The following is a 22,235-nucleotide window of genomic DNA, read 5'->3' as shown; positions in this document are numbered from 1 at the left end:
TCCCTTATATTATAGTTTTTTAATATTTATAGAAACCCCGACCGGTCTTGCGCCCCAGGTGCCCGGCTCTCACCATTTTTTTCAGGATATAGGGTGGGCGGTAGCGAGGGTCTCCGAATTCCCTGTAGAGGGTTTCGGTCTTGGCAAGATGTATATCCACGCCTATCATGTCTATAAGTTCCAGTGGTCCCATGGGAAGGTTGGCCCCCAGTTTCATTGCGGTGTCGATTTCCGTAGGATCGGCCACTCCTTCTGAATAGACATTGACCGCCTCATTTAAAAGAGCTGCCAGTACCCTGCTCACAATTCCGGCAGGTGATTCTATTTTTGTCACTATGGGCGTTTTCCCCAGCATCTCCGCCAGGGCACGGGTCTTCTCCACCGTCTCCGGAGCCGTATCAAGGCCCGGGATTATTTCCACCAGTTTCATGACGACGGGGGGATTAAAGAAATGCATACCTACAACCCTCCCCTTTTCCCGGGTGGCACCGGCTATTTCGCTGATGGAACAGGCGGTGGTGTTGGTGGCGAGGATTACTTCGGGCCCAAAATGCCTATCAAGACGGGCAAAGACCTGTTTTTTGACTTCTACATCTTCCACCACCGCTTCAATGACAAAATCCACCCCTTCATATGCTTCTATTTCCGTTCCGCCTGAAATCCTGGACATGATGGCATCCGCTTCTTCAGCGGTCATCTTGCCCTTTTCGACCCTTTTATCAAGGCCCGTTTTTATCCTGGCTATGGCCTTATCTACAAGAGACCTCTCCATATCGATGAGCACCGCTTCAAACCCCTGCTGGGCGCAGGCTTGAGCTATACCATGTCCCATGGTGCCGGCACCCACAACCATTATTTTTTTAAATTCCATAATAACCCTCCTTACTATAATCCTCCGCTGGATTTTTTATGGATGTTCACTTTTTGAACATCCTGTAGCCTGCTTGCAAATATCCTCCATGATAAAATTCCACTTTAATCTAGCTCATTCTCTCTATTATCATGGCTTCTCCCTGACCGCCGCCCACACAGAGGGTAACCATACCTATATGTTTATTCTCCTGCCTGAGGGCATTTATGAGGGTGGTTACGAGTTTTGCTCCGGTGGCGCCTATGGGATGGCCCAGGGAAATAGCTCCGCCGTAAATATTGGTCCTGTCCATATCCAGGTTCAGATCCCTTACTACCGCCAGCACCTGGCCTGCAAAGGCTTCATTTAGTTCAATCAGGTCGATGTCCTTCAGGGTCATACCTGCTTTTTTGAGAGCAATGGGAACGGCTTCCACGGGACCTATCCCCATATGGGTTGGGTCTACCCCCCTCTGACCGTGGGCCAGGATTTTTGCCAGGGGCTTTATTCCCAGGGCTTCGGCCTTTTCCCTGGCCATCAGTACCAGTGCCGCAGCCCCATCGCACAGGGCTGAACTGGAACCCGCTGTTATGGTGCCTTTTTCTTTGAAGACCGAGGGAAGCTTTGCCAGAGCCTGCATTGAAATATCACGCCTCGGAATTTCTTCGCTGGCAAAAACTGCGTTGGGGTTTTTCTTATCACCAATATTTATGGGTAAGATCTCATCCGTAAATTTCCCGCTATCCATGGCAGCAATTGCTCTTTTATGGCTCATGAAGGAATATTCATCCTGCTCCTCTCTGGTGATACCGTATTCCTCCACCAGTACCTCCGCTGTGGCGCCCATCATCATGCCCGCCAGAGGGCACATGAAACCATCCTGGTGGAGGTGGTCCTGAAGCTCCCCTGCGCCCAGCCTGTATCCCCACCGGGCTTCAGGGAGAAGATAAGGCGCCCTGCTTGCCATCTCTGCTCCCCCCGCCACCATGACATCCGCATCCCCTGCCCTTATGGCCTGGGCAGCCAGCGCCACGGATTTCAACCCCGAAGCGCACCTTTTATTTACCGTAAAAGCCGAGGTACTCACGGGAAGGCCGCTTTTCACAGTCACCAGCCTTCCCAGATTGGGACCCACTCCTGCCTGCCATGCATTGCCCCATATTACTTCTTCCACCATTTCCTTCTCAATGCCCGCTCTTTTCACGGCTTCCGCAATCACTGCACTCCCCAGTTCTATAGGTGTCTTTTTTGAAAGGCTCCCTCCGTACTTGCCGCAGGCGGTCCTCACGGCGCTAACAATAACCACTTCACGCACGATTCCACCCCCAATAATTTTTATGTAATTTGTAATTTTTTATATAAGCAATATTTGTGCCAATTGAAAAAACAAGCTCTGGCAGACTTTCAAATACCGACTATGTTCATTTTTTAAACATTCCGTTCAAACTCTAAACATTTCCACAGGATACTATATAAATTTTATGCATTTTTTCGCATTTTTAGTCCTCTAAATTGTTTATGTTGACCAAAAAGTCAAACAATGCTTAATTTTTTTCTTTCACGATTTTAGAATATCTTCAAAGGTGTTGTGGAATATTATACTTTGTATGTAAATTAATTTTTAGACAGGAGGTCATCTTATGGCAGCAAATCTCGGTGCCCATGAAGTAATGGAACTGCATGAAGTATTATCCGATACCGTAACCGGCATTAACACCGTCCAGCTTTACGGCGAACACTGCAAGGATCCTCAGCTGAAAAGCCTTTTAAACAAACAGCTGGATTTCATGGTGGATGAATACAACAATATGGTATCGGCCATCAACCAGGCAGGTTTCCAGGAGGCTGTTCCTTACAGGGCCAATACCAATTTTTCTCCAACTTATGGTCTGAGAAGTCCTTCTCCGACAACACCAAATCCTTCCGCAAAACAGGTAGATGACCAGGATGTGGCTTCCGCCCTCATGGGAATCCACAAGACGGGAGCATCCAAGAGAATGATGGCATCTCTCGAGTGCGCCAATCCCGAGCTTCGCCGGATGCTTATCCAGGGTGCCATCAACTGCGCCGACCAGGCCTATGATGTGTGGCAGTATATGAACAGCCGCGGCTATTATCAGGTGCCCACCATGCAGCAGAACACCACCAATACCATGATAAACATGTATCAGCCCATGGGCTTTACCAGCTAAAAATTTAATGTCATGCTAACTACCGTATGAAAAATAGAGAGGTTCCTGAAAAGGAGCCTCTCTATTTTTTTGCATTTTCAGTGATGTTTCTGCATAATTATCATTATTATCCTTAAAATATGACATATAAGACAAATTATGTTATAATATAGGAAACTAATGCCAATAAAAATACAGGAGGATAAAAATGGACAGGCAGAAGGCAATTGAAATCTTGAATGAGTATCTACATACTGACCATCTGGTAAAACACTGCTACGCTGTGGAAGCAGTGATGATGGCTCTCGCCCGGAGGCTTGCCCCGGATAAAGAAGACGAGTGGGGCATAGCGGGGCTGCTGCATGATTTAGATGCGGACATGGTGGATTACAGGACTTTTCCCGAGCAGCACGGGCCGAAAGCCGTCGAGATTTTAAGGAGCATCAATTTTGGCAATGAGGAAATGTATCATGCCATCCTGGCCCACAACCAGGCCACCGGCACCGAGATAAAAAACAGTTTCGACCGGGCACTGTATGCAGCAGATCCCATAACGGGATTTATCACCGCCATAGCCCTGGTGTATCCTGATAAAAAGCTCTCCAGCGTCAAGGTGAAATCCATTACCAAGAGGATGAACGAACTGCGCTTTGCGGCCGGTGCCGACAGGGATGCCATGCGCTCCATAGAAAAGCTGGGGATTCCCTTTGCAGAATTTGCGGAGCTTTCTCTCAAAGCCATGACCGAAATTGCAGATGTTCTGGGATTATAGCCCCTTGGGTTGATTGCTCATTTTTCACGCCATCCTGCGGCCAGGGCTCTGGTGGAGTTCAGCACCGCCAGCAGAGCCACGCCCACATCGGCAAACACCGCCTCCCACATGGTGGCGATGCCCGCGGCTCCCATGGCCAGGAAAATTCCTTTTACACTAAGGGCCAGGACGATGTTCTCGATGACGATTTTCCTGGTATGGCGGGCTATCTTAATGGCGTCCGCCACCTTTGAAGGCGCATCCTCCATGATAACCACATCGGCGGCCTCTATGGCGGCATCGGAACCCAAACCGCCCATGGCCATGCCCACGTCGGCCCGGGTAATGACCGGGGCATCGTTTATGCCATCGCCTACAAAAGCCACCCTGCGGCGCCGGCCGCCTTCCCCGACCTGGATGTGTTCCAGTTTTGCAACCTTGTCCTGGGGCAAAAGATTTGCGAAATACTCGTCAACTCCGATTTCTTTTGCGGCAAGCTCCGCTGCCTTTTCGTCATCGCCGGTGAGCATCACCGTATGTTTTACCCCGAGAGCCTTCAGGTGTTTTATTGCTGCTCTCGCGTCGGGCTTTATTTCATCGGATATAACGATATATCCCGCATATTTACCTTCCACCGCCACATGCACTACGGTGCCGGAGGTCTGTGGAACATCGTAAGTTATGCCTTCCTTTTCCATCAACCTCTCATTTCCAGCAATTACGGTGTTTACATCCACCCGGGCTTTAACCCCATGGCCTGCGATCTCCTGATAATCCTCCACGGATGTCGCTGCAAAGGCCGCACCGGTGGCTTCGTAAGCCTCCCGGATGGATGTTGCTATTGGGTGGCTTGAATGGATTTCGGCTTGGGCCGCAAACTTCAATATATCCTCACGCGAATAGCCGTTTTTTGCCTGAACCTGCGATACCTTGAAAACCCCTTTTGTGAGGGTGCCGGTCTTATCGAACACTACGGCATCCACATGAGTCAGAACTTCCAGGAAGTTGGCCCCCTTCACCAGGATTCCCCGGCGGGAGGCACCGCCTATTCCCCCGAAATATCCCAGCGGGATGGATACCACCAGGGCGCAGGGGCATGATATGACCAGTATGGTCAGTGCCCTGTAAAGCCATTCCGAAAAGGTCGCCCCGGGTATTACCAGCGGAGGGATTGTAGCTATGGCGGCTGCCGTGAACACCACCACTGGAGTATAGTAGTGGGCAAATTTCGTGATGAACTGCTCGGTACGGCCTTTCCTGGCGGCGGCGTTTTGCACCAGGTCCAGGATCTTGGACACCGAGGATTCGCCGAAGGTTCTTTCCACCCTTACCTCCAGAAAGCCTTCGGTGTTCACCATGCCCGAAAGCACAGTATCTCCGGGCTCCACTTTGCGGGGCACCGATTCTCCGGTGAGGGCCGAAGTATCCATGAAGGAGGAGCCTGATATAACCTGGCCATCCAGGGGCACCTTCTCCCCGGGCCTTACTACAATAACCTGCCCAACCCGTACAAGCTGGGGCGGCACCTTTTCAATGCCACTGTCCAGCTTCAGGTTGACATAATCGGGCCGTATATCCATGAGAGCTTCAATGGAACGCCGGGAACGGTTAACGGCCTGGGCCTGGAAATATTCTCCTACCGAGTAAAACAACATGACCCCTACAGCTTCGGGAAGCTGGTGGATGGCCAGGGCTCCCACAGTGGCTGCGGTCATGAGAAAGTTTTCGTCAAAAACCTGTCCCCTGGAGATATTGCGCAGGGCGGCATATAATACCTCCCACCCTGCTATAAAATATGCGGCAAGGAAGATGGCATACTCTATGAATTCAAATCTGCCGTGAAGCCGGGGGCTTGCTATTATCCCCGATATTAGAAAGACTGCAGAAGAAAAAATATATAAAAGCCTCTTTTTTTGTTCGCCTGTCATGGCTTCGGATTCCTCTTTTTTATCCGCAGAGCTTTCAGCAATAAGTTCAACATTGGGTTCTACCCTTCTTAAGATTTCCTTAGCCGCTTGCTCGTACCGTGGGTCCAGGGCTACGCTTTTTGTGGAAAAATTGACGCAAACCTCCGAAAGCCCTTCGATTTTTCTCAGTTCCTTTTCAATCTTTGCGGCACAATTTGGGCAATCCAATCCCTCCAGCCTGTATGCCAAAATTTCTCGTCCCTCCCAATTAAAGTTTTATATAGATTTTTTGATTTATCACTTGAATATATGTTCAAATGTTATCTTGTAATTATTTTATCATATGATAATCAAAAGGGCAATATATAAGAAAAAAATGATTTCACCTGCCATAATGGTGAAATCATTTTTTCTGCAAATTGCTTATTTACTTCATGCCCGGATTTCCTGGCGTAAAAACAAAGTATATGTTACGGCAAAAATGATGAGCGTCGCAGCTATCAATCCCGTAAGATGCGGCCATATCAGCAAAAGGCTCTGGCCCAGAGGCAAAAATCCGGGAATGGCGCCGTAGATCTGTTCAAGAAGCACCGGTCCCAGAGTTCGCACTTCTGGCGAAAGAAGCGTCAAAGAGGCTTCGCTGTACAGCGTCGAGGGAGATATGCGGCTTATATTTTGCCTCAATACAACATTGTAAAACTGAGATGCAGTTTGAGATGGGTCATTTGCCGGAAATACCGCATCGGCAACCATGCCTGCCAGCAGCGGAATAAAGATGGAAAAAAAGAGCCAGAGAGCTATTCCCCCCAGAGCCGATGTGGCAGCCTGTCTGAACAGCAGAGAAAACAGCATTGAAAGGGCCAGCCAGAATGCCATATACACTACGCTCAAAGCTAAATAAAGCAAGAGCCGTAAGATTTCTTCTACCGTTGGCGCAACGCCTGTCATGAATATTCCCATGCCCCCAACAAAACCGCCGAGAGCCACAGTCATTATGGCAAGCACCACAAGCCTTGCAAGGAATTTACCATTTATGACATCATCCCGGTATACGGGCTGAGACAATAGCCTGCTCATGGTGCCCCGATTTTGTTCCCCATTAATGGCGTCAAATCCCATCGCCAGGCCCACCAGCGGTCCCAGCAGGGATAAAAACCATGTAAACGGCGGCAGTGAATTTGCAGCGGTAGTAAAAAGCTTTATCAGTATGAACTCATTGTCTCCTGCGTCTCCGGCCGGTAGGCTTTGTATCGCAGCATAAAAGGAAACGGCGCCTGTTATCATAATTAAAAAAAAGAGAATAAAAAATCTACTGCTGGAAAACTGGTCGGCCAGTTCTTTCCTGAATATGGTTTCAAGATTCCCGCTGCCCCGGCGCTTTACCTTTTTTCCAACATCTTCGCCTTCAATGCCGATAGTAGAAGTTGTTGCTGTCAATTTGTTTCACCTCTTCTCCTCGGAAGTATTGCCGGTAAATGTCATCCAGATTATATCCCCTGACATTCAAATGGTACACGGCCATGTTGCGGGCAGCAAGCTCTGCTACGATGCGGGGCGCCAGATTTTCACCGTCGCCTTTGACAATGACCGTATTTCCATGCCTTTCGGCGAAATTTACTCCCGCCACCGACATCACGGCATCGGCAAGCTTCTCCACAGGCTCGGCCCTGATTTCAATTACCTGCTCTCCATCCGAAAGTTGTGCCGCCAGGTCATCGATTTTTCCATCGGCTATCAATTTCCCTTTAACGAAAATTCCCACCCTATCACAGATAGATTGAATCTGATAAAGAAGATGCGAAGAAATCAGGATGGTCTTGCCTTCTTTTTGCCCGAGATCTCTAATAATATCCAGCAACTCTTCCGCGCCTTCAGGATCAAGGCCCAGCGTAGGTTCGTCGAGGATGATAATTTTCGGGTTTTTTAAAAGCACATCAGCGATTCCCAACCGCTGCCGCATGCCCCTGGAGTATTCCTTTACCCTTCGGTCTGCCGCTTCCACAAGTCCCACCTTTTCCAACAGGTTTTGAATCTGTATTTCGGCCTGCCGCTCGGGAATACGGTTCAGCCTGGCGGTATACCGCAAATTCTCACGCCCGGTCATGTCATCATAGAACCCAATATTGTCGGGCATGTATCCCACTATTCTTTTTACCTCCAGGGCATCGCGCATCGGATCATATCCCCCCACCCGCAGACTTCCCGACGTAGGTTCCGTCAATCCCATAAGCATGAGAATGGTAGTGGTCTTTCCTGCCCCGTTAGGTCCTAATAAGCCATATATTTCTCCACCGTTTATAGTTAAGTTAAGTTTATCCACCGCGGTTATATCTTTGTATTTCTTCGTAAGGTCAACAGTTGAAATCATACCATCCTGTCCCATTTCTATCGCCGCCCATACTTTTTAAATGTCCACATTACCCAGAGTATTACACCTATAACTATAATCGCACCCACAACGCCCCAGAGGGTCGATGTATGCACAGTCACCCGAATATCCGCATCGGCCGTGGTTTCTCTAGTGGAGGCAGTAATGCTTACCACATAATCGCCGGCGATAGCCTTGCCGGAAGAGTTAATAAAGGCCGTTACCTGCCTTTTTTCCCCGCTGGCCAGGCGGTCTATGCTGGAAGGTTCAAAAGTTACCGCCCAGTTCTGGGGAGTTTGTGCCGAAAAGCTGATATTCTGGAGGTCGGCGCTGCCGTCGTTTTCCAGCTGCAATGTCACCGCCCCTTTGCGTCCCGCGGTAACATCTGCATTTAAACGCCCGGAGGGGGTTGTAAGATTCAACCTGTAAGTTCCGGTTATAACCACCTCCAGGTTTGTCTTGACGGCCTCACTGCCGGAAACAGCAGCCACCGTTATGCTGTATTTCCCCGCTTTTACACCCTTGGGCGGCTGAACCGTCACATCAAGATCCTGAGTTTTGCCCGCATCAAGACTCAGGCTTGTTATCTGGTTTTCCTGATAGGCCGGTTTGAAAAAAACCTGCCATCCCTCGGGAGCGCTGGCTCCCAGACTGTAAAAGCGCCCATGTCCGCTATTATTCGACAGAGTCGCGCGAAAACTGTAGCTCGCCGTATCGGGACCGCTGAGCGAAGGATACTGCACGTCAAGTTTATCGCCGCCGCTGGCGCCGGCCTTAACCTTTATATTTATCGATAATGTTGCCCGGCTCTTTGCTCCGACGGCTTCCACCGTCAGGTCATAATCCCCGTTTTTTTGGCTCTGAGGTATCTGCACCCTGAGCTCCGCCCGGCTGCTGTCATCGGAAGGTATGAAAACTTCATGGATTTCCCTGCCGTCTCCATAAATCTGACCAGTCCATCCTGCAGGCAGGGACGCCACCTTGAGGGTAACATATCCGGGCGGTCCGCTTATTGTCAGAGGAAAGGAAACGCTGCCTCCCGGCTGTGCGGTCACTCCCGGATAAGGGGTAAATACCGTCAAATTCCCGTACGCGTATGCTGGTTTTGTCCCGGTCATGGCAAGAATAAAAAACACCGAAAATAACAGGGACAACGTTCTTTTAATGAAACCAGGATTATGATGCAAATAAAGCAATTGTACCACCCCGTTTTTTAATTTTGTTGGCCCTATTTTTTCGGTTTTATTTTAAGATAGAAATATGCAAAATATATGATAAATTTGTGAAGATTTTTTGAAAAAGTAACTCCTCTAATTGAGGAACCCTTTTGGCCTCCGCCTTTGCGAAAATACTCAACAATATACTTATCAATTTTTTGACTTATTTTCAGGAGAATTTCTTTGCTCATGTTCATATTTGCTGCATTATTGAGGATATTTCGTGCTATTTCTATTTTATCTTTTCCGTCCACTCCGTTCACTCCCTGTAAAAATAACCATAAACATAATTTTACATCAAAAATTAGCTCAATGCAAATTATAATTATATGCTTATAGCAAATTCAGATAAAGTTTTAAGTTAGATAAAGTATTTAGTAGTGGGGAGTGAATAAAAAGTGGAGAAAAATGTGGAGATAGATAACAAGGCAATCGGGCAGAGAATACGGGAAGAAAGGGGAAAACTCGGACTTACGCGGGAGGAGTTTGCAGAAATCATAGGACTTTCTGACTACTATGTGGGGCAATTGGAGCGGGGAGAGAGGCAAATGAGTCTCCCCGTTTTGGTTAGAGTCGCCAATTGTTTACATGTTTCTTTAGATTACCTTATTTTTGGAAAAACTGCTTATCATGCCTATTATGTTCACGATGCCCGTAATACTTATGATACCTTTGATAGCAAAAAAGACATAGAGTTAAACGAATTGCTCAACAAGTGCTCGCCGAAAGAATTAGATTTAGTCAAAAAACTAATAAAAACTATCCTTCCTTATGTGGGCAAAAATTAATAATTGCCTGTCATTATTTTTCCCTTTTTTAGTGATAAAATAATAAGTATGAAAGGAATCACAACCTGGAAAGGAATAGAATAGTACGGCCAGACTTTTTGTGCCCATTCAAACATCTCAAGCTGGTTTTCATATACCCAAACCGAAAGGACTACACTAAATGTTGTTACTGCCGTAACCAATTTCCTGTAATCGCCAATCCCGAACACCTGGCTTAAAGCCTTCGCTGCCGCATATATGCAGATGGAAATCTTTATCCCCCCACCGATAAGCAGGTTTATATCAATGAGCGGTTCTACATTGGCTCCCGGTATTAGTAGAGCCGTTAAATGCGGCGAAAAAGCAGCACGGTATAGCAGGTCTTGGCCTAAAACTGTTATACACCTGAAAAAAATCAAAAGGCTTAACACAATAAATACAATAACCGAAAAAGCTGTGATTTTCTTCAGGTTTTCTTTTTTATTCAAATGGGGAAAGACCATTAAAAATACAATTGTTTCCCCGAAAGGAAATGTTACAAATCCCAGGGCTGCATTTAATACAGGTGCCAGCCCGTCTTCCAGAAGCGGAAGGAAAGCTGTAATATCACGGGTGGTTATAAGGGACAGGCTGGTAATAAGGGCTGTGACAGGTATAAAAGGGACAAACAATTCGCTTAACCTGCTCATAACCTCTATCCCGCTGTTTACCCCGTAAAGCACCAGAGCCGCAAAAATCGCTATAACTACCACCATAGGAGTTTCGGGAAAAGTCACAGTGGCTATAAACTCGCCGAAGTTCCTGAACACAAGGGAAGCCAGATGAATAAAATACCATATGTACAGGATGGCAATCAAAGTTCCGATATACTTCCCAAACCTGTCCTTTAGAATTCCTACCAGTGTTTTTGTAGGGTTCAATAACGCAATGGACGCATACATCCATACAAGCAAAGCTCCTCCCAGCCCTCCAAGGATGACAGCTAGCCAGGCATCATTTCTCGCACTTATCGCAGGGCTTAATATAACAGTGCTGCCGTAAAGAAACCCTATATTAAGCAGGAATAATTGTATACTGGATATTTTGGTGTTCTCCATCACTTTACCACCCCGATCATTTTCAGCATCCATTCTATCCATTCGGCAGGGCTGGAAGGCCTTTTGTCTGCCGTAAGAAGCAGGCTTACTACTAAACTTACCGACATAAAAAAAGTGTATATGACAATTACCTTTGCCGGTTCTCTTCGTTTTATAAACCCGGACAGGTCATAAAATCCTAAAATTGCAAATACTATAAGGACTATAACCATAACCTCATCAATCCTTCTTAATCGGGTCTTTTATAACCCCTGTCCGCCTTACTTTGGCATCCACTTTAATTTCTACTGGCAGATTGCTGAAAACATCGTCCCAGTTATTCTCTACCTTTTTCCAGTACTGCGGATGGTATTTATGTATCTGTTCTCCAAAACCGAAAATATCGCTTGAATATTCCTTTTGTGCCAGTTTTATTGCTATACCTATTTCTTTCTTTATTTCCTCCCCTAAAATTTCCTCCAGCTTATGCAGGGCATCAGGGGAAGCCAATTTTCCTTCTCCTTCGTATTCCCCCACATTTGCCTCCAGGCTTATCTGGACAGTCAACAAAGCCGGGTTTCCATTTTCAAATTTTACATCAACTTTTCCCTTTGATCTTATTATTTCCATGGATATTTTACCGTCATCAGCGGGTATATTGACGATGGCGCTTTTTACTTTATCTGTGGCAAACAAAAATCCCCGTGTTGCATACGGTCCAAGCCAACCTACCAGCTTTCCATCTTTAAAGGCTGCTGCCCCTTCCGTCCTGACTACTTTTTCACCTGCCTTTGTTATCTGACCGATGACGGGTTGCCTGCCGCTATTGCCTATATCTTTTATTAGGTCAATTAGCATTGTCCGTTTTACCTTTGCCCTTGAAACCGTATTTTCTACAGTTTTCTTTATATATACGGCAGGAATTGGATCTATATCGTTTTCTATTTGCAGAAGTTCTGTCGGTGTGGTATCCTTTGCGACAAGGACATCCATTTCGTATTCCACTTCATGGTCCCGCTGGAAAAAGTCCAGCACTCCAACAATCCCGTCTTTTGAAAGCCTTTCGCCCAGGATCAAAACCTGGGTCGTGCTTAAAAATAGCCTTTTGTCAACTTGAGACAGCATGCTCCTTAAAGCGTCAAAAACTGTCTCACCTTTGTATGATACAGTAAATACGGGCTTCGGCTGCTCACCGCCTCCTTTCCCTTTTCCTGAAGTAGTAGACTGGATAGCGGCGGGTTCCACCACCTGGACAGTAACGAGTACTTTTCCATCTTCAGACCTTTCTATTCCCAGCGCCGTCACCATGTTGAGTTCAGACAAATCCCTGTTGTTCCAGCAGCCAGACAGAATTAAAAGTACCAAGCACAAAACGGCAAGCATGGCGGTTATTCTAAATAGTTTAACCTTCCTGCGCATCACCGTTTAAACCGCACCTCCTGCCGTTTTATCCCCGCTGCATCATGGCCGCTTTCAGTCCGTAATATCCTCGGCCTTGTAATCATCGCCCAGATGGGCACTACAACCAGGGAGTCCTTCAGGTCAGGAGCCGTAAGCGGAGAAAAAGGAGCCATGTAGGGCACACCGAAGGAGCGCAGCCCGCAAAGGTGTATGAAAACTGCCACAATCGCAAAAGATAAGCCAAGAAAACCTAGAAAATTTGCCGCAGCCAGGAACACAAAGCGCAGCAACATGGTCGCCCTGATCAGCGGCGGGACGACAAAACTGCATATAGCGGTAATGGCGATAATTATCACCATAATGTTACTGGCAATACCAGCCGCAACCGCCGCCTCCCCCAGCACAATGGCTCCCACAATGCTCAATGACTGGCCTATAGGCCTTGGCATACGAACACCTGCTTCACGGAGCAGTTCAAAGGTTAATGTCATTAATACCGCTTCTGTAAACGGGGAAAAAGGAATCCCCTGCCTTGAAGCCGCTATGGTAATCATCAACTTGAACGGGATTACCGTATGGTGAAAGGCAACCATTGCCACATACAGGCCTGTAAGCAAATTCGATATCAGCAGGGCAAGCAAACGGAGGAGCCGCATAAAGGTTGCAAAAAAAGCGTGGTCGTAATAATCTTCGGAAGCCTGTATAGTCTCTATAAAAAGATAGGGGACTGTCAGGACATAAGGGGTCCCGTCACAAAATATGGCCACTCTTCCTTCCAACAGCTTGCCTGCCAGTTTGTCGCATTTTTCGCTGCATCCCACAGTGGGGAAAAGGGACAGGCGGCTGTCGGAAATAAACTGCTCGATATATCCAGAATCCAGAATGGCATCGGTCTTGATTTTTTTGAGCCTGTTCCTTACCTCCTGGACAATCTGTTCATTGGCAATGCCCTTGATGTAACAAATACAGATATCGGTTTTGGTCTGTTCCCCCAGCTGCATCATTTCCAGCTTCAGGTTCGGGTTTTTTATCCTTTTACGGATGAGTGTAGTGTTTGTGAGCAGGTTTTCAACAAAACCTTCCCTCGGGCCCCGCAAGGATACTTCAGTATCAGGTTCTTCTACCCGCCTGCCCTGCGGCGCTTTGACACCAATGATTAATGCCTTGTCTTCCCCATCGATAAAAAGCAAAGCTTCCCCTGATAAAATATTGTCCACCGCCTGCTGCATATATCCTGCTTCCTTAATATCATTGTTGTTGACGATACTTTCTTTGAGTATTTCAGATATGCGGTTCCCTTTCACCCGGGATTTTTCATTTGAAAAATTGTCCAGGACTGGGCGGATTACATCCTGGTTTAAAACTCTTTTGTCAACAAAGCCATTAATATATGCTACCAATATCTTAATCGAGCTATCTGTACCACATACAATCTCCCGAAGCATAAAATCGCTGCACTCGGAAAATATTTCTTGAAGTCGAACTTTTACTGCTTCTATTGATTTCGGTATGGGTTCAACCGTTTCCAGACTATCATTTTTACCATTTGAGCCTTGCCTCATGGGCTTTTTGCGGTTTTTTATTTTTCCAAACATGCCTGTTTCACCCATTTATTTTATGTATTTATATAGTATCTCTAATAGTGTGGCATATTATTCTATGAGTAATTACCCTAACCCGGCATAGGATGAATAAAAAAAATAATCAGAGCAGATTAAAGAAGATACCAATGTCGTGTAGGTGGGCTCAACGTAGTTTTACCGCCACTCCTTCAGGAGGACTTCTCGGTGCCGGGCAGCCGCGCGGTACTCCGGCTTGCCCGTCCTCCAGACTCTCCGAAAGACATCCAGAAGACTGAATTCCTTAACACCGGGGAACACCTCGGTCACAGAGCGTAGGGCAAAAATGCCACAGAAAAATTTACCATGGTAACTCCTACAATAGCCCCAAAAGACTCCACAAGTCCTGTCAGAAATGCCACCCTTGACGCGTAACCGACCCCGTAACGGGCCGCTATGAGGCTTGCCGCCACAGCCAAACCTTCCAGAACATTTTGTATACCTATGGCAAAAGTCAGCGACAGCGCTTCCTTTGAAAAACCTCCCACGCCAACGGCAAGTCCTTCCGGAAAATTATGTATGTTGTCAAATATATTTTTCCAAAAAAATAGCCTAATGCCACTCAAAAGAGATTCTACATATAAAAAACTAACCCCTTAAAGATTTTGAATCCTTAAAGGGGTTTAGTTATTTCTTATAAGTTAAGTATGACTTTGTAAAATGAACCGTCCTAGCTAAATTTGTATTCCCGGGGCACCTTATAGCTTAACGTAGAATGCAGCCGTTTGTAATTATGCTATTATCTTTTCCAGAAAGCTTTTTGTACGCTCGTGCCTGGGAGCTTTGAAGATATTGAGGGGCACATCTTCCTCCAGTATCCTGCCGTCGTCCATGAACACCACCCGGTCGGCCACTTCCCTAGCAAAGCCCATCTCGTGAGTGACCACCATCATGGTCATGCCGTCTCTTGCCAGGCCTTTCATGACCGAGAGCACCTCTCCCACCAGCTCCGGGTCCAGGGCCGATGTGGGCTCGTCAAATAGCATCACTTTGGGCTGCATGGCCAGGGCCCTGGCAATGGCCACCCGCTGCTTCTGGCCACCGGAAAGGCGGGAGGGGTATTCATCCCTTTTATCCGCCAGACCCACCTTGCCCAGAAGGTCCATAGCGATTCTTTTAGCCTCTTCCCGGCGCATCTTCTTTACAGTTATCGGACCTTCCATAACATTTTCCAGCGCCGTCATGTGGGGGAACAGGTTGAAATGCTGGAACACCATGCCTATTTCCTGCTGCAGCGCCCTGAAAGATTTATTTTTGGGCTCCAGGGGCTGACCTTCCACAAAGATCCTGCCGCTTTCCGGATTCTCAAGATACTTGATACACCTCAAAAGGGTGCTCTTGCCGGAACCGCTGGGGCCGATGATAACCACCACTTCACCGGGCGATACCGCAAGGTTTATGTTATCCAGCACTTTTAAATTCCCGAAAGATTTTTGCAGATTTTCTATAAAAATCATAGGAGCATCACCAGCCATATTTGCCGAAGCTTTACTCATATACTGAGAACCTCCTCTCCATCTTACCGAAAACCACCGTGAAAACCGATGTAAGAAGAAGATAATAAATACCCGCCAGGGTGAATACTTCTATGGGTTTGAAGGAATTGGCGTACATCTGCTGGGCTACCCGCATGAGCTCTACCATGGCGATGGTGGAAACCAGGGAAGAATCCTTTAAAAGGGCAATAAACTCGTTTCCCATAGGGGGGATGAGCCGCCGGTAAGCTTGAGGCAGTATCACCCTTCTCATGGCCTGACCGTAGGTCATGCCCAGGGCCCTGGCCGCCTCCATCTGGCCTTTGTCTATGGATTGAATGCCTGCTCTGATTATTTCCGCTACATAGGCTGCAGAATTGAGGCTCATGCCCAAAACCGCCGCCACGAAGGGAGGTAGATTAATGCCTAAAGACGGTCCGCCGTAATAGATGGCAAAGAGCTGCAAAAGCAGTGGCGTTCCCCTCATCACATAGATATAAAACCCCGCTATTCTGGAAAAAAACATGTTGGAAGAAATTTTCATAAGAGCCAGTATGAGTCCCAAAAAAGTCCCGAAAACCACCGAGAGGATGGTAAGCTCAACGGTGGTCACGGCTCCCAGCCCCAGGATCGGGACCAAATTTCTCATGTATACGAAATCCATTTGTTCACCTCAATAAAGTATTAAGGTGGCAAACTTGCCACCCCGGATACGCGAAATATCAATTAAAATTTTATATCTTCAAGAGTGGATATATCCTCTCCAAACCATTTCTTGGAAATCTGAGCCATGGTGCCGTCCTGCTTCATTTCCTCAAGGACCTTGACCAGGGCTTCCCTCAAGGCCTTATCCTCTTTGCGGAAGGCTATGCCTATGGGTTCTTTTACCAGGGGGAAGGCTACCTTAAATTCATTGGGCCTCTTGGTCATGTAGTAGCGCCCTACCAGTTCGTCCACCACTATGGCCTGGGTCCTGTTGTTGGCCAGGTCAAGGAAGGCCTCGGTGAATTTAGAGTATTTCTTGAGTTCTTTCAGGCCTTCAATCTTGTTGGCGGCTTCCTCACTGGTGCTGCCAAGCTGGGTGCCCACGATTTTGCCCTTTAAATCATCCTGGGTCTTTACGGAGTCATCATTGGCCTTTACCACCACCACCTGGGCTTCATTCAGGTAAGCTGGAGAAAATTCCACCTGTTTTGCCCTGTCGGCGGTCATGCTCATACCGGACCAGATTATGTCAAACTTCTTTGAGTTCAAGGCGAGGATAACCCCATTCCATTCGGTGGGTATCCACTCTGCTTCAACTCCCAGCCTTTTTGCGGCTTCTCTTGAAAGGTCGATATCATAGCCCACCAGCTGATTTTTGTCATCCCGGAATTCCAGCGGCGGGAAAGCATCATCGATTCCTATGGTTATCTTGCCGGCTTTCTTGACCCTTTCCAGGGAATCGTCCGAACCTGTATTGGCGGCGCCATTTCCGGAATTGTTGGATTCGGCGGTTTGGTTTTGATTATTTTGGGCTGCCTGATTTGATGTGTTTGCCCCGGAAGTGTCCGCAGCTTTCTGTCCGCATCCTGCTACAACTGCTGCAATAAAAAATAGAACCAGAATAAGAGAAAATATTTTCTTCAAAAGAAATTCTCCTCTCCGAAAAAATTCTGGTCCTATTATACTTTAATATATTAAACTTGTAAAGAGATAAAACGCCTTCTTTGTAGTTACCTTTTTTAATTACTTATTTCCAGTTGTAGAGATACCTTCGATAAATTGTTTTTGGGCCAGAAAGAAAATTATTATCGTTGGAATGATGAAAATTGTAGTTGCAGCCATCAATGGCCCCCATGCGATGCTATGTTCCGTGAGGAACTGCCGTAATCCAAGAGATAACGTGTACATGTTTTCCTCATTCAAATATATAAGCGGTCCTAAAAAATCAGACCAGCTTCCCAGGAAAGTAAATACTGCAACTGTCGTTAAAGCCGGTTTAATGAGGGGAAGTATTATCTGCCAGTAAATTCTAAATTCCGAAGCCCCGTCTATCTTCGCCGCTTCAATTAAAGAATCGGGAATTGTAATTATAAACTGTCGCAACAAAAAGATGTAAAAAGCATAGCCAAAGAAATTAGGGAGAATCAATGGAACAAAAGTTCCAACAAGGCCGAGCTTGTAATAAATCATATACACCGGTATCATCGTCACTTGATAGGGTAAAAACATGGTGCTTATAATAAGGGCAAATACTATTTTACTACCAGGCCATTTGATTTTGGAAATAGAATATGCAACCAACGGAGCAGCAAACAATTGCCCTGCTACGGAAAAAAAGGAAATCACGGTTGTATTCCAGACATATTTAAAATATGGAATTGATGTAACCGCATCAATGTAGTTTCGCCATTCTAATCTGGACGGAATTATTTTAGGATGATGCTGATAAATCTCAGCGGGAGTCTTTAGGGATGTAGACAACATCCATATTATAGGCACCATAAAAGCTATACCAAAAATTATTAATAAAATATATAAATATGAGCAGTAAATCCTTTTATAACCTCGACCGTATTTTTTTTCGACCATTTCATTCACCTCTACCGTAAAAGACCCATTTATTTGAGCTTCTGAACACACCCCAGGTTATAACGCATGCAATGATGAAAAGGATCCATGCCATTGCCGAAGCTTTCCCCATTTTAAGATATTGAAATGCGTTGTAGTACAGGGAGATGGTGTAAAATAGCATCGAATTTTCCGGTCCCCCATTCGCCCCCGTATAGCTATCAGTTGAAAGTATAACATAAGCCTGGGTAAAATATTGCAGTGATGCGATTATACCAATTATAACTTCAAAAAAAATTACCGGCGATATTGAAGGCAGCGTAATGTAAAAGAATTTTTGCAAACCGTTAGCTCCATCAATTTCTGCCGCTTCATAAAGGTTTTTGGGAACATCCTGCAGTGCTGCCAGAAAAACCACCATAATCATCCCGCTACCCCATATTCCTATGATTATAAGGGAGATCTTAGTCCATGCGGCGTCAACCAACCAGCCTGGTTGATAAAGATGTAAGCTTTTTAAAATAACATTTATCAATCCATTTTTTGCATTGAATAACCACATCCACAGAATGGATGATGCCACTATAGGAATAATCGATGGTATGAAATAAATAGTTCTGAAAAATGACTGCCCTTTTACCTTGTTATTAACCAGTATAGCCATTAAAAGCCCGGAAATAATGCTTAAAGGCACACCCAGGATAGTGATGTAAGTGGTATTCCATATGCTTTTGTAAAAATTTTCATCATGAAAAAGGTCAATATAATTTTTCATTCCAACCCAGTTCGGAGGTTGAAATATGTTAAAATCAGTAAAACTGTAATATAATGAAAGCAAAATTGGATAAATCGTAAAAATAATAAAACCGATTAACCAGGGACATGAAAAAATTACTCCATATATATTATCTTTCAGTCTGTTTTTCATTTTATTTCTCTCCATTCGCTTGCGGTAAATTCCCCAGTAAGAGGGCGTCTTTCATCTTCATCCAAAGGTGAAGATGAAAGACGCATGCGACGCGGTAGACCTCTACATTTCAGGTTCCAGTTTTGCTTTGATTTTCTTCATCGCTTCTTCAGGAGAAATGCTTCCGTTTAATACAAGATCGTACTGTGCTATCAATTCCGATACATATTCGGCTTCGGGCTTCATGGGCGGAATTGAACGAACATTTTCACCCTGCGCATATTCTAAAAATTCTTTAAAGCCTTTTATGCTGCTGTAGGCAGGGTCGGACATCGCGCTTCTTCTGGCGGGTAAATTACCGATTTTTGAAGTAAATTTAACCATTGGTTCTTTAGAGACCAACCATTTCAAGAATGTCCAGGCTTCTTCCGGATGCTTTGTTGATTTTGGAATATATATTATGCTTGGAGATGCATATCCTGCATTTTTTAACTCCGGCTTATCATCCGGGTATGGTAGAGGCGCAATCCCATAATCTAAATTAGGAGCATATTTATCAATCATTACAGCCAGCCACTCACCATCAAACTTGACAGCCACCTGGCCGGTAAAGAAGGGGTTTTCCGGTGACATATATTTTCCGAAAGATGAGGTATACTTCTTTATATCTTCATACCCGAACTTATCCGCAAATTCTTTGTCAAACTTGAAAGCATTAATAATAGCCGGATCTTCTAAGATTTGTTTCCCATCATCAGATACATATTTTGCGCCAAATAATGCGGATAGATTGAAAAGTCCCGGGTCAGCAGTAGGTACATAGCCAAGTTTCTCTAAATTTCCATTCTTTTTTATGGTAAGTTTTTCTATCATTGTTTTAAATTCGCTAAGTTTTTCGGGGAAACTATTATATCCCGCTTCCTGTAATAATTTTTTATTGTAATAAATCATATTGACATGCATTGCAATCGGTAATGCATAAAGCCTATCTTTGAATGTGACAGTTTTTAATGTGGAAGGTACAAAATCGTTAGTATCGTAATTGTCCCTTTCAATTAAATCAGTTAAATCCAGCATTGCCCCTTTACTTGCCCATGAGGCAACATTGAAGTAAAAATTCCCCGCTATATCAGGACCGCTACCGGTAGATAGTGCAGTTAGCTGCTTTTGAATATCAGTACTTACCAAAGATACCTGAATATCTTCGTGAGTTTTATTAAATTCATCAACTACCTGCTGAAGGGCTTCTGCTTCAGGTCCAGACCATAGGTGCCAGAATGCTAATTTTACAGGTTCTTTCTTAACTGCATCTTGTGCCGATTCATTTTTCTGTTGTTTTGCTCCACAACTCACAATCCCCAAGCTCAATACGATAATGATAAGTATTGATATTATTTTTTCAGATATTATTTTTTTCATATGATTGATTCTCCCTTCTAAAATTAAATTTTTTAAGTTATTTTTTATTGCCTGATACAAATATAATCTGCATTTGGGTGACACTAACGGGTGAAACTTGAATTTTTAAATTATACAACCCAGGATTATTTTTAAAAAATACATACCCCCTTGTTTTTTATATTTTATGATTTATATGAGACGCGTTTTTATGGCTTAGATTTTTTCAAAAATCAATTATATAAAATTGATTTGAATTTCATAAAGCCTGTTCCAGGGGATCGATACCTTAAAATCGTAATCAAATCCAGTTAAATTATCATTTTTAAATTCATATAATTTATCTCTTATTATACTTGCTATAACATCTTTTTTATCGCCCAGGTCAAAATAAGTCACTTTCATTTCATCAAGCAGGTTTATGATATAACGCCTTATATGATTCTGGTATCCCCAATCTTCGAGATATCTTTGAAATAAGAATTTATTTGACTCATATTCGGTTTCAGGATTGAATTCCCCATTTTTGATGAAATACGAAGCTATCATGCTATGGGATATAACCGTGCCGAGCGTATTGGATGACGTATTCCATCCAGCATAGGATAATACATTATTCAATAATTTATAATTTTTAAGCAATACCAGCATATCCTCATCGGCTTCATTGACCTGCGCCACATCTGCTAAAGCACATGGTATGCCTTCCTCAATATAATATTTGGCGGCAAGTACGAATTCATTATATTCCTGAAGGGGTCATTTATTTCGATTTTTTTGAATATGGATTGATATCCGTCGTAGAATCTAAGAGTATTTTGCGAAGGTGCATTTACCATCAATACAAAATCGCAATCGCGGGAATTATCTACAACCACACCTCCGCCCGCAATTATTTGATACTTTACAGTTTCATGAATACTTCTATCTTCTAATCTGGGTATCAAAGTGGGCCCGATAATTGAAGAATATCTTATAAATACCTTCGGTTCATAATTTTTTATCATATTAAATGCCCTGGCAACTAATACACTGCCCACCTCATCCGCCCCGGGATATGAATAAATTTTATGGAATAACCCCTTTCCACGAATTTTACTCATGATATTCCTGCGTTCTTTTGCAGAAAATCCATATTCAGAACAATCATCCATAGGGATTATCAGAAAATCAATGATGCCTTCCTCGACAAAATCCACAACTGTCTGACTCACCTTGTGATTTATTTCTCTTCTTTGTAAATAATCTTTTAAAAATTCACGAGGAATCTCATTTTTTATTCTTTCAAGTTGAACTTTTTCTTCATCAGATGCAACATTTTGCTCTATCTTATCCGTCAAAACTCCCATCTGAAATATTCTTTCTCCATAAAACTCATAATAGTCCGGTTCCTCATCAGCGCTGTTATATGAAGGAACCCTCATAATAAGATTAAAAGCATATATCTTTAAATCCCTGTTTATCTCCTTAAAATCTCTAAGCATGTTCAATCTATCAATACATTCATCCAGAAATTTTTCATGTAATCTGGATGGAACAAGACCGCCAAAAAGAAACATGTCAATGGACATTATAAGGTAGCTCACACTTCTTATATTTTCCTTCATCCATTTGGCCAGTTTATCAATATCAGCAGGCCTCTTCTTGTATCCCAGTATTTCAAAAGGCGGTTTTATGATCTCTATATCGCTGATGCCAAGGATCATTTCAGGATATATAAAGTTACATGGCCGCTCATCCAGCGTTATATACATAATTTTTGTTCCCATGCCTCA

23 protein-coding genes are annotated in these 22,235 nt (G+C 44.7%); 3 read left to right on the top strand and 20 right to left on the bottom strand.

The features are described 5' to 3' along the window. Positions 1 to 19: 19 nt before the first annotated feature. Both D2962_RS02275 and D2962_RS02270 read right to left on the bottom strand, forming a co-directional pair. Positions 20 to 871: a 3-hydroxyacyl-CoA dehydrogenase family protein gene (locus D2962_RS02275; protein ID WP_122013985.1), complete on the bottom strand. Its 852-nt coding sequence runs from the start codon at positions 869 to 871 to the stop codon at positions 20 to 22. Positions 872 to 980: 109 nt separating this feature from the next. After that, a complete protein-coding gene (locus D2962_RS02270; protein WP_122013984.1) occupies positions 981 to 2,165 on the bottom strand; it encodes a thiolase family protein in 1,185 nt (394 codons plus the stop codon). Positions 2,166 to 2,490: 325 nt separating this feature from the next. Here D2962_RS02270 and D2962_RS02265 point away from each other — a divergent pair, with 325 nt between their 5' ends. Then, entirely contained in the window at positions 2,491 to 3,042 is a 552-nt protein-coding gene (locus D2962_RS02265) for a spore coat protein (RefSeq protein WP_122013983.1), read from the top strand. A gap of 187 nt (positions 3,043 to 3,229) precedes the next feature. Further along, positions 3,230 to 3,793, top strand: coding sequence for an HD domain-containing protein (locus tag D2962_RS02260; RefSeq protein WP_120767901.1), 564 nt, complete (start codon positions 3,230 to 3,232; stop codon positions 3,791 to 3,793). A 17-nt stretch (positions 3,794 to 3,810) separates the two neighbouring features. On the opposite strand, the gene D2962_RS02255 is transcribed toward D2962_RS02260, so the two are convergent. From D2962_RS02255 to D2962_RS17820, 5 genes are all read right to left on the bottom strand, one after another. After that, the gene (locus D2962_RS02255; RefSeq protein WP_122013982.1) at positions 3,811 to 5,928 is read right to left on the bottom strand and encodes a heavy metal translocating P-type ATPase; all 2,118 of its coding nucleotides are present in this window, start codon (positions 5,926 to 5,928) and stop codon (positions 3,811 to 3,813) included. A 183-nt stretch (positions 5,929 to 6,111) separates the two neighbouring features. Beyond that, positions 6,112 to 7,116, bottom strand: coding sequence for an ABC transporter permease (locus tag D2962_RS02250; RefSeq protein ID WP_245984859.1), 1,005 nt, complete (start codon positions 7,114 to 7,116; stop codon positions 6,112 to 6,114). Further along, positions 7,085 to 8,062, bottom strand: a complete 978-nt coding sequence (locus tag D2962_RS02245; RefSeq protein WP_222927633.1) for an ABC transporter ATP-binding protein — start codon at positions 8,060 to 8,062, stop codon at positions 7,085 to 7,087. The genes D2962_RS02250 and D2962_RS02245 overlap by 32 nt, the downstream gene beginning before the upstream one ends. Positions 8,063 to 8,064: 2 nt before the next feature. Continuing rightward, positions 8,065 to 9,129 carry a COG1470 family protein gene (locus tag D2962_RS02240; RefSeq protein ID WP_245984858.1) on the bottom strand — a complete coding sequence of 355 codons (1,065 nt, stop codon included), beginning with the start codon at positions 9,127 to 9,129 and terminating at the stop codon, positions 8,065 to 8,067. A gap of 146 nt (positions 9,130 to 9,275) precedes the next feature. Beyond that, positions 9,276 to 9,518 (bottom strand): aspartyl-phosphate phosphatase Spo0E family protein, encoded by a 243-nt coding sequence (locus D2962_RS17820; RefSeq protein WP_222927632.1) that lies wholly within the window; start codon positions 9,516 to 9,518, stop codon positions 9,276 to 9,278. A 144-nt stretch (positions 9,519 to 9,662) separates the two neighbouring features. Between D2962_RS17820 and D2962_RS02230 the strand changes: the two genes are divergently transcribed. Then, a complete protein-coding gene (locus D2962_RS02230) occupies positions 9,663 to 10,052 on the top strand; it encodes a helix-turn-helix domain-containing protein (protein WP_120767899.1) in 390 nt (129 codons plus the stop codon). Here the strand turns inward: D2962_RS02230 and D2962_RS02225 are convergent. The 13 genes from D2962_RS02225 to D2962_RS02170 form a co-directional block, all read right to left on the bottom strand. Beyond that, positions 10,049 to 11,128 (bottom strand): GerAB/ArcD/ProY family transporter, encoded by a 1,080-nt coding sequence (locus D2962_RS02225; protein ID WP_162991065.1) that lies wholly within the window; start codon positions 11,126 to 11,128, stop codon positions 10,049 to 10,051. The two genes, D2962_RS02230 and D2962_RS02225, sit on opposite strands and share 4 nt — an antisense overlap. Beyond that, on the bottom strand, positions 11,128 to 11,340 hold the full coding sequence (locus tag D2962_RS02220) for a hypothetical protein (RefSeq protein ID WP_120767897.1): 213 nt from the start codon (positions 11,338 to 11,340) through the stop codon (positions 11,128 to 11,130). The genes D2962_RS02225 and D2962_RS02220 overlap by 1 nt, the downstream gene beginning before the upstream one ends. Positions 11,341 to 11,347: 7 nt before the next feature. Continuing rightward, on the bottom strand, positions 11,348 to 12,526 hold the full coding sequence (locus D2962_RS02215) for a Ger(x)C family spore germination protein (protein ID WP_122013981.1): 1,179 nt from the start codon (positions 12,524 to 12,526) through the stop codon (positions 11,348 to 11,350). Continuing rightward, a complete protein-coding gene (locus D2962_RS02210) occupies positions 12,526 to 14,103 on the bottom strand; it encodes a spore germination protein (RefSeq protein ID WP_162991063.1) in 1,578 nt (525 codons plus the stop codon). The genes D2962_RS02215 and D2962_RS02210 overlap by 1 nt, the downstream gene beginning before the upstream one ends. A gap of 290 nt (positions 14,104 to 14,393) precedes the next feature. Then, positions 14,394 to 14,693 (bottom strand): ZIP family metal transporter, encoded by a 300-nt coding sequence (locus tag D2962_RS02205; protein WP_122013979.1) that lies wholly within the window; start codon positions 14,691 to 14,693, stop codon positions 14,394 to 14,396. 165 nt (positions 14,694 to 14,858) lie between these two features. Next, complete coding sequence (locus tag D2962_RS02200; RefSeq protein WP_122015706.1) at positions 14,859 to 15,584, bottom strand: amino acid ABC transporter ATP-binding protein; 726 nt, start codon at positions 15,582 to 15,584, stop codon at positions 14,859 to 14,861. A 31-nt stretch (positions 15,585 to 15,615) separates the two neighbouring features. Beyond that, positions 15,616 to 16,266, bottom strand: a complete 651-nt coding sequence (locus D2962_RS02195) for an amino acid ABC transporter permease (RefSeq protein WP_120767894.1) — start codon at positions 16,264 to 16,266, stop codon at positions 15,616 to 15,618. Between the two features lie 62 nt (positions 16,267 to 16,328). Continuing rightward, complete coding sequence (locus D2962_RS02190) at positions 16,329 to 17,231, bottom strand: amino acid ABC transporter substrate-binding protein (RefSeq protein ID WP_162991062.1); 903 nt, start codon at positions 17,229 to 17,231, stop codon at positions 16,329 to 16,331. A 99-nt stretch (positions 17,232 to 17,330) separates the two neighbouring features. Further along, on the bottom strand, positions 17,331 to 18,176 hold the full coding sequence (locus D2962_RS02185; protein WP_122013977.1) for a carbohydrate ABC transporter permease: 846 nt from the start codon (positions 18,174 to 18,176) through the stop codon (positions 17,331 to 17,333). A gap of 1 nt (position 18,177) precedes the next feature. Next, positions 18,178 to 19,083, bottom strand: a complete 906-nt coding sequence (locus D2962_RS02180) for a carbohydrate ABC transporter permease (protein ID WP_222927631.1) — start codon at positions 19,081 to 19,083, stop codon at positions 18,178 to 18,180. Between the two features lie 102 nt (positions 19,084 to 19,185). After that, positions 19,186 to 20,481 carry an ABC transporter substrate-binding protein gene (locus D2962_RS02175; protein WP_122013975.1) on the bottom strand — a complete coding sequence of 432 codons (1,296 nt, stop codon included), beginning with the start codon at positions 20,479 to 20,481 and terminating at the stop codon, positions 19,186 to 19,188. A gap of 216 nt (positions 20,482 to 20,697) precedes the next feature. Further along, positions 20,698 to 21,162: a DUF4127 family protein gene (locus D2962_RS19020; protein ID WP_281273769.1), complete on the bottom strand. Its 465-nt coding sequence runs from the start codon at positions 21,160 to 21,162 to the stop codon at positions 20,698 to 20,700. After that, positions 21,147 to 22,229: a DUF4127 family protein gene (locus D2962_RS02170; RefSeq protein ID WP_222927630.1), complete on the bottom strand. Its 1,083-nt coding sequence runs from the start codon at positions 22,227 to 22,229 to the stop codon at positions 21,147 to 21,149. The genes D2962_RS19020 and D2962_RS02170 overlap by 16 nt, the downstream gene beginning before the upstream one ends. Positions 22,230 to 22,235: the final 6 nt, after the last annotated feature.

The sequence above is a fragment of the Biomaibacter acetigenes genome (assembly GCF_003691585.1).
In the GTDB taxonomy this organism is placed as follows: Bacteria; Bacillota; Thermosediminibacteria; order Thermosediminibacterales; family Tepidanaerobacteraceae; genus Biomaibacter; species Biomaibacter acetigenes.
Note: the sequence above shows the minus strand (reverse complement) of the source record. Positions and strands in the feature narration are given on the sequence as shown.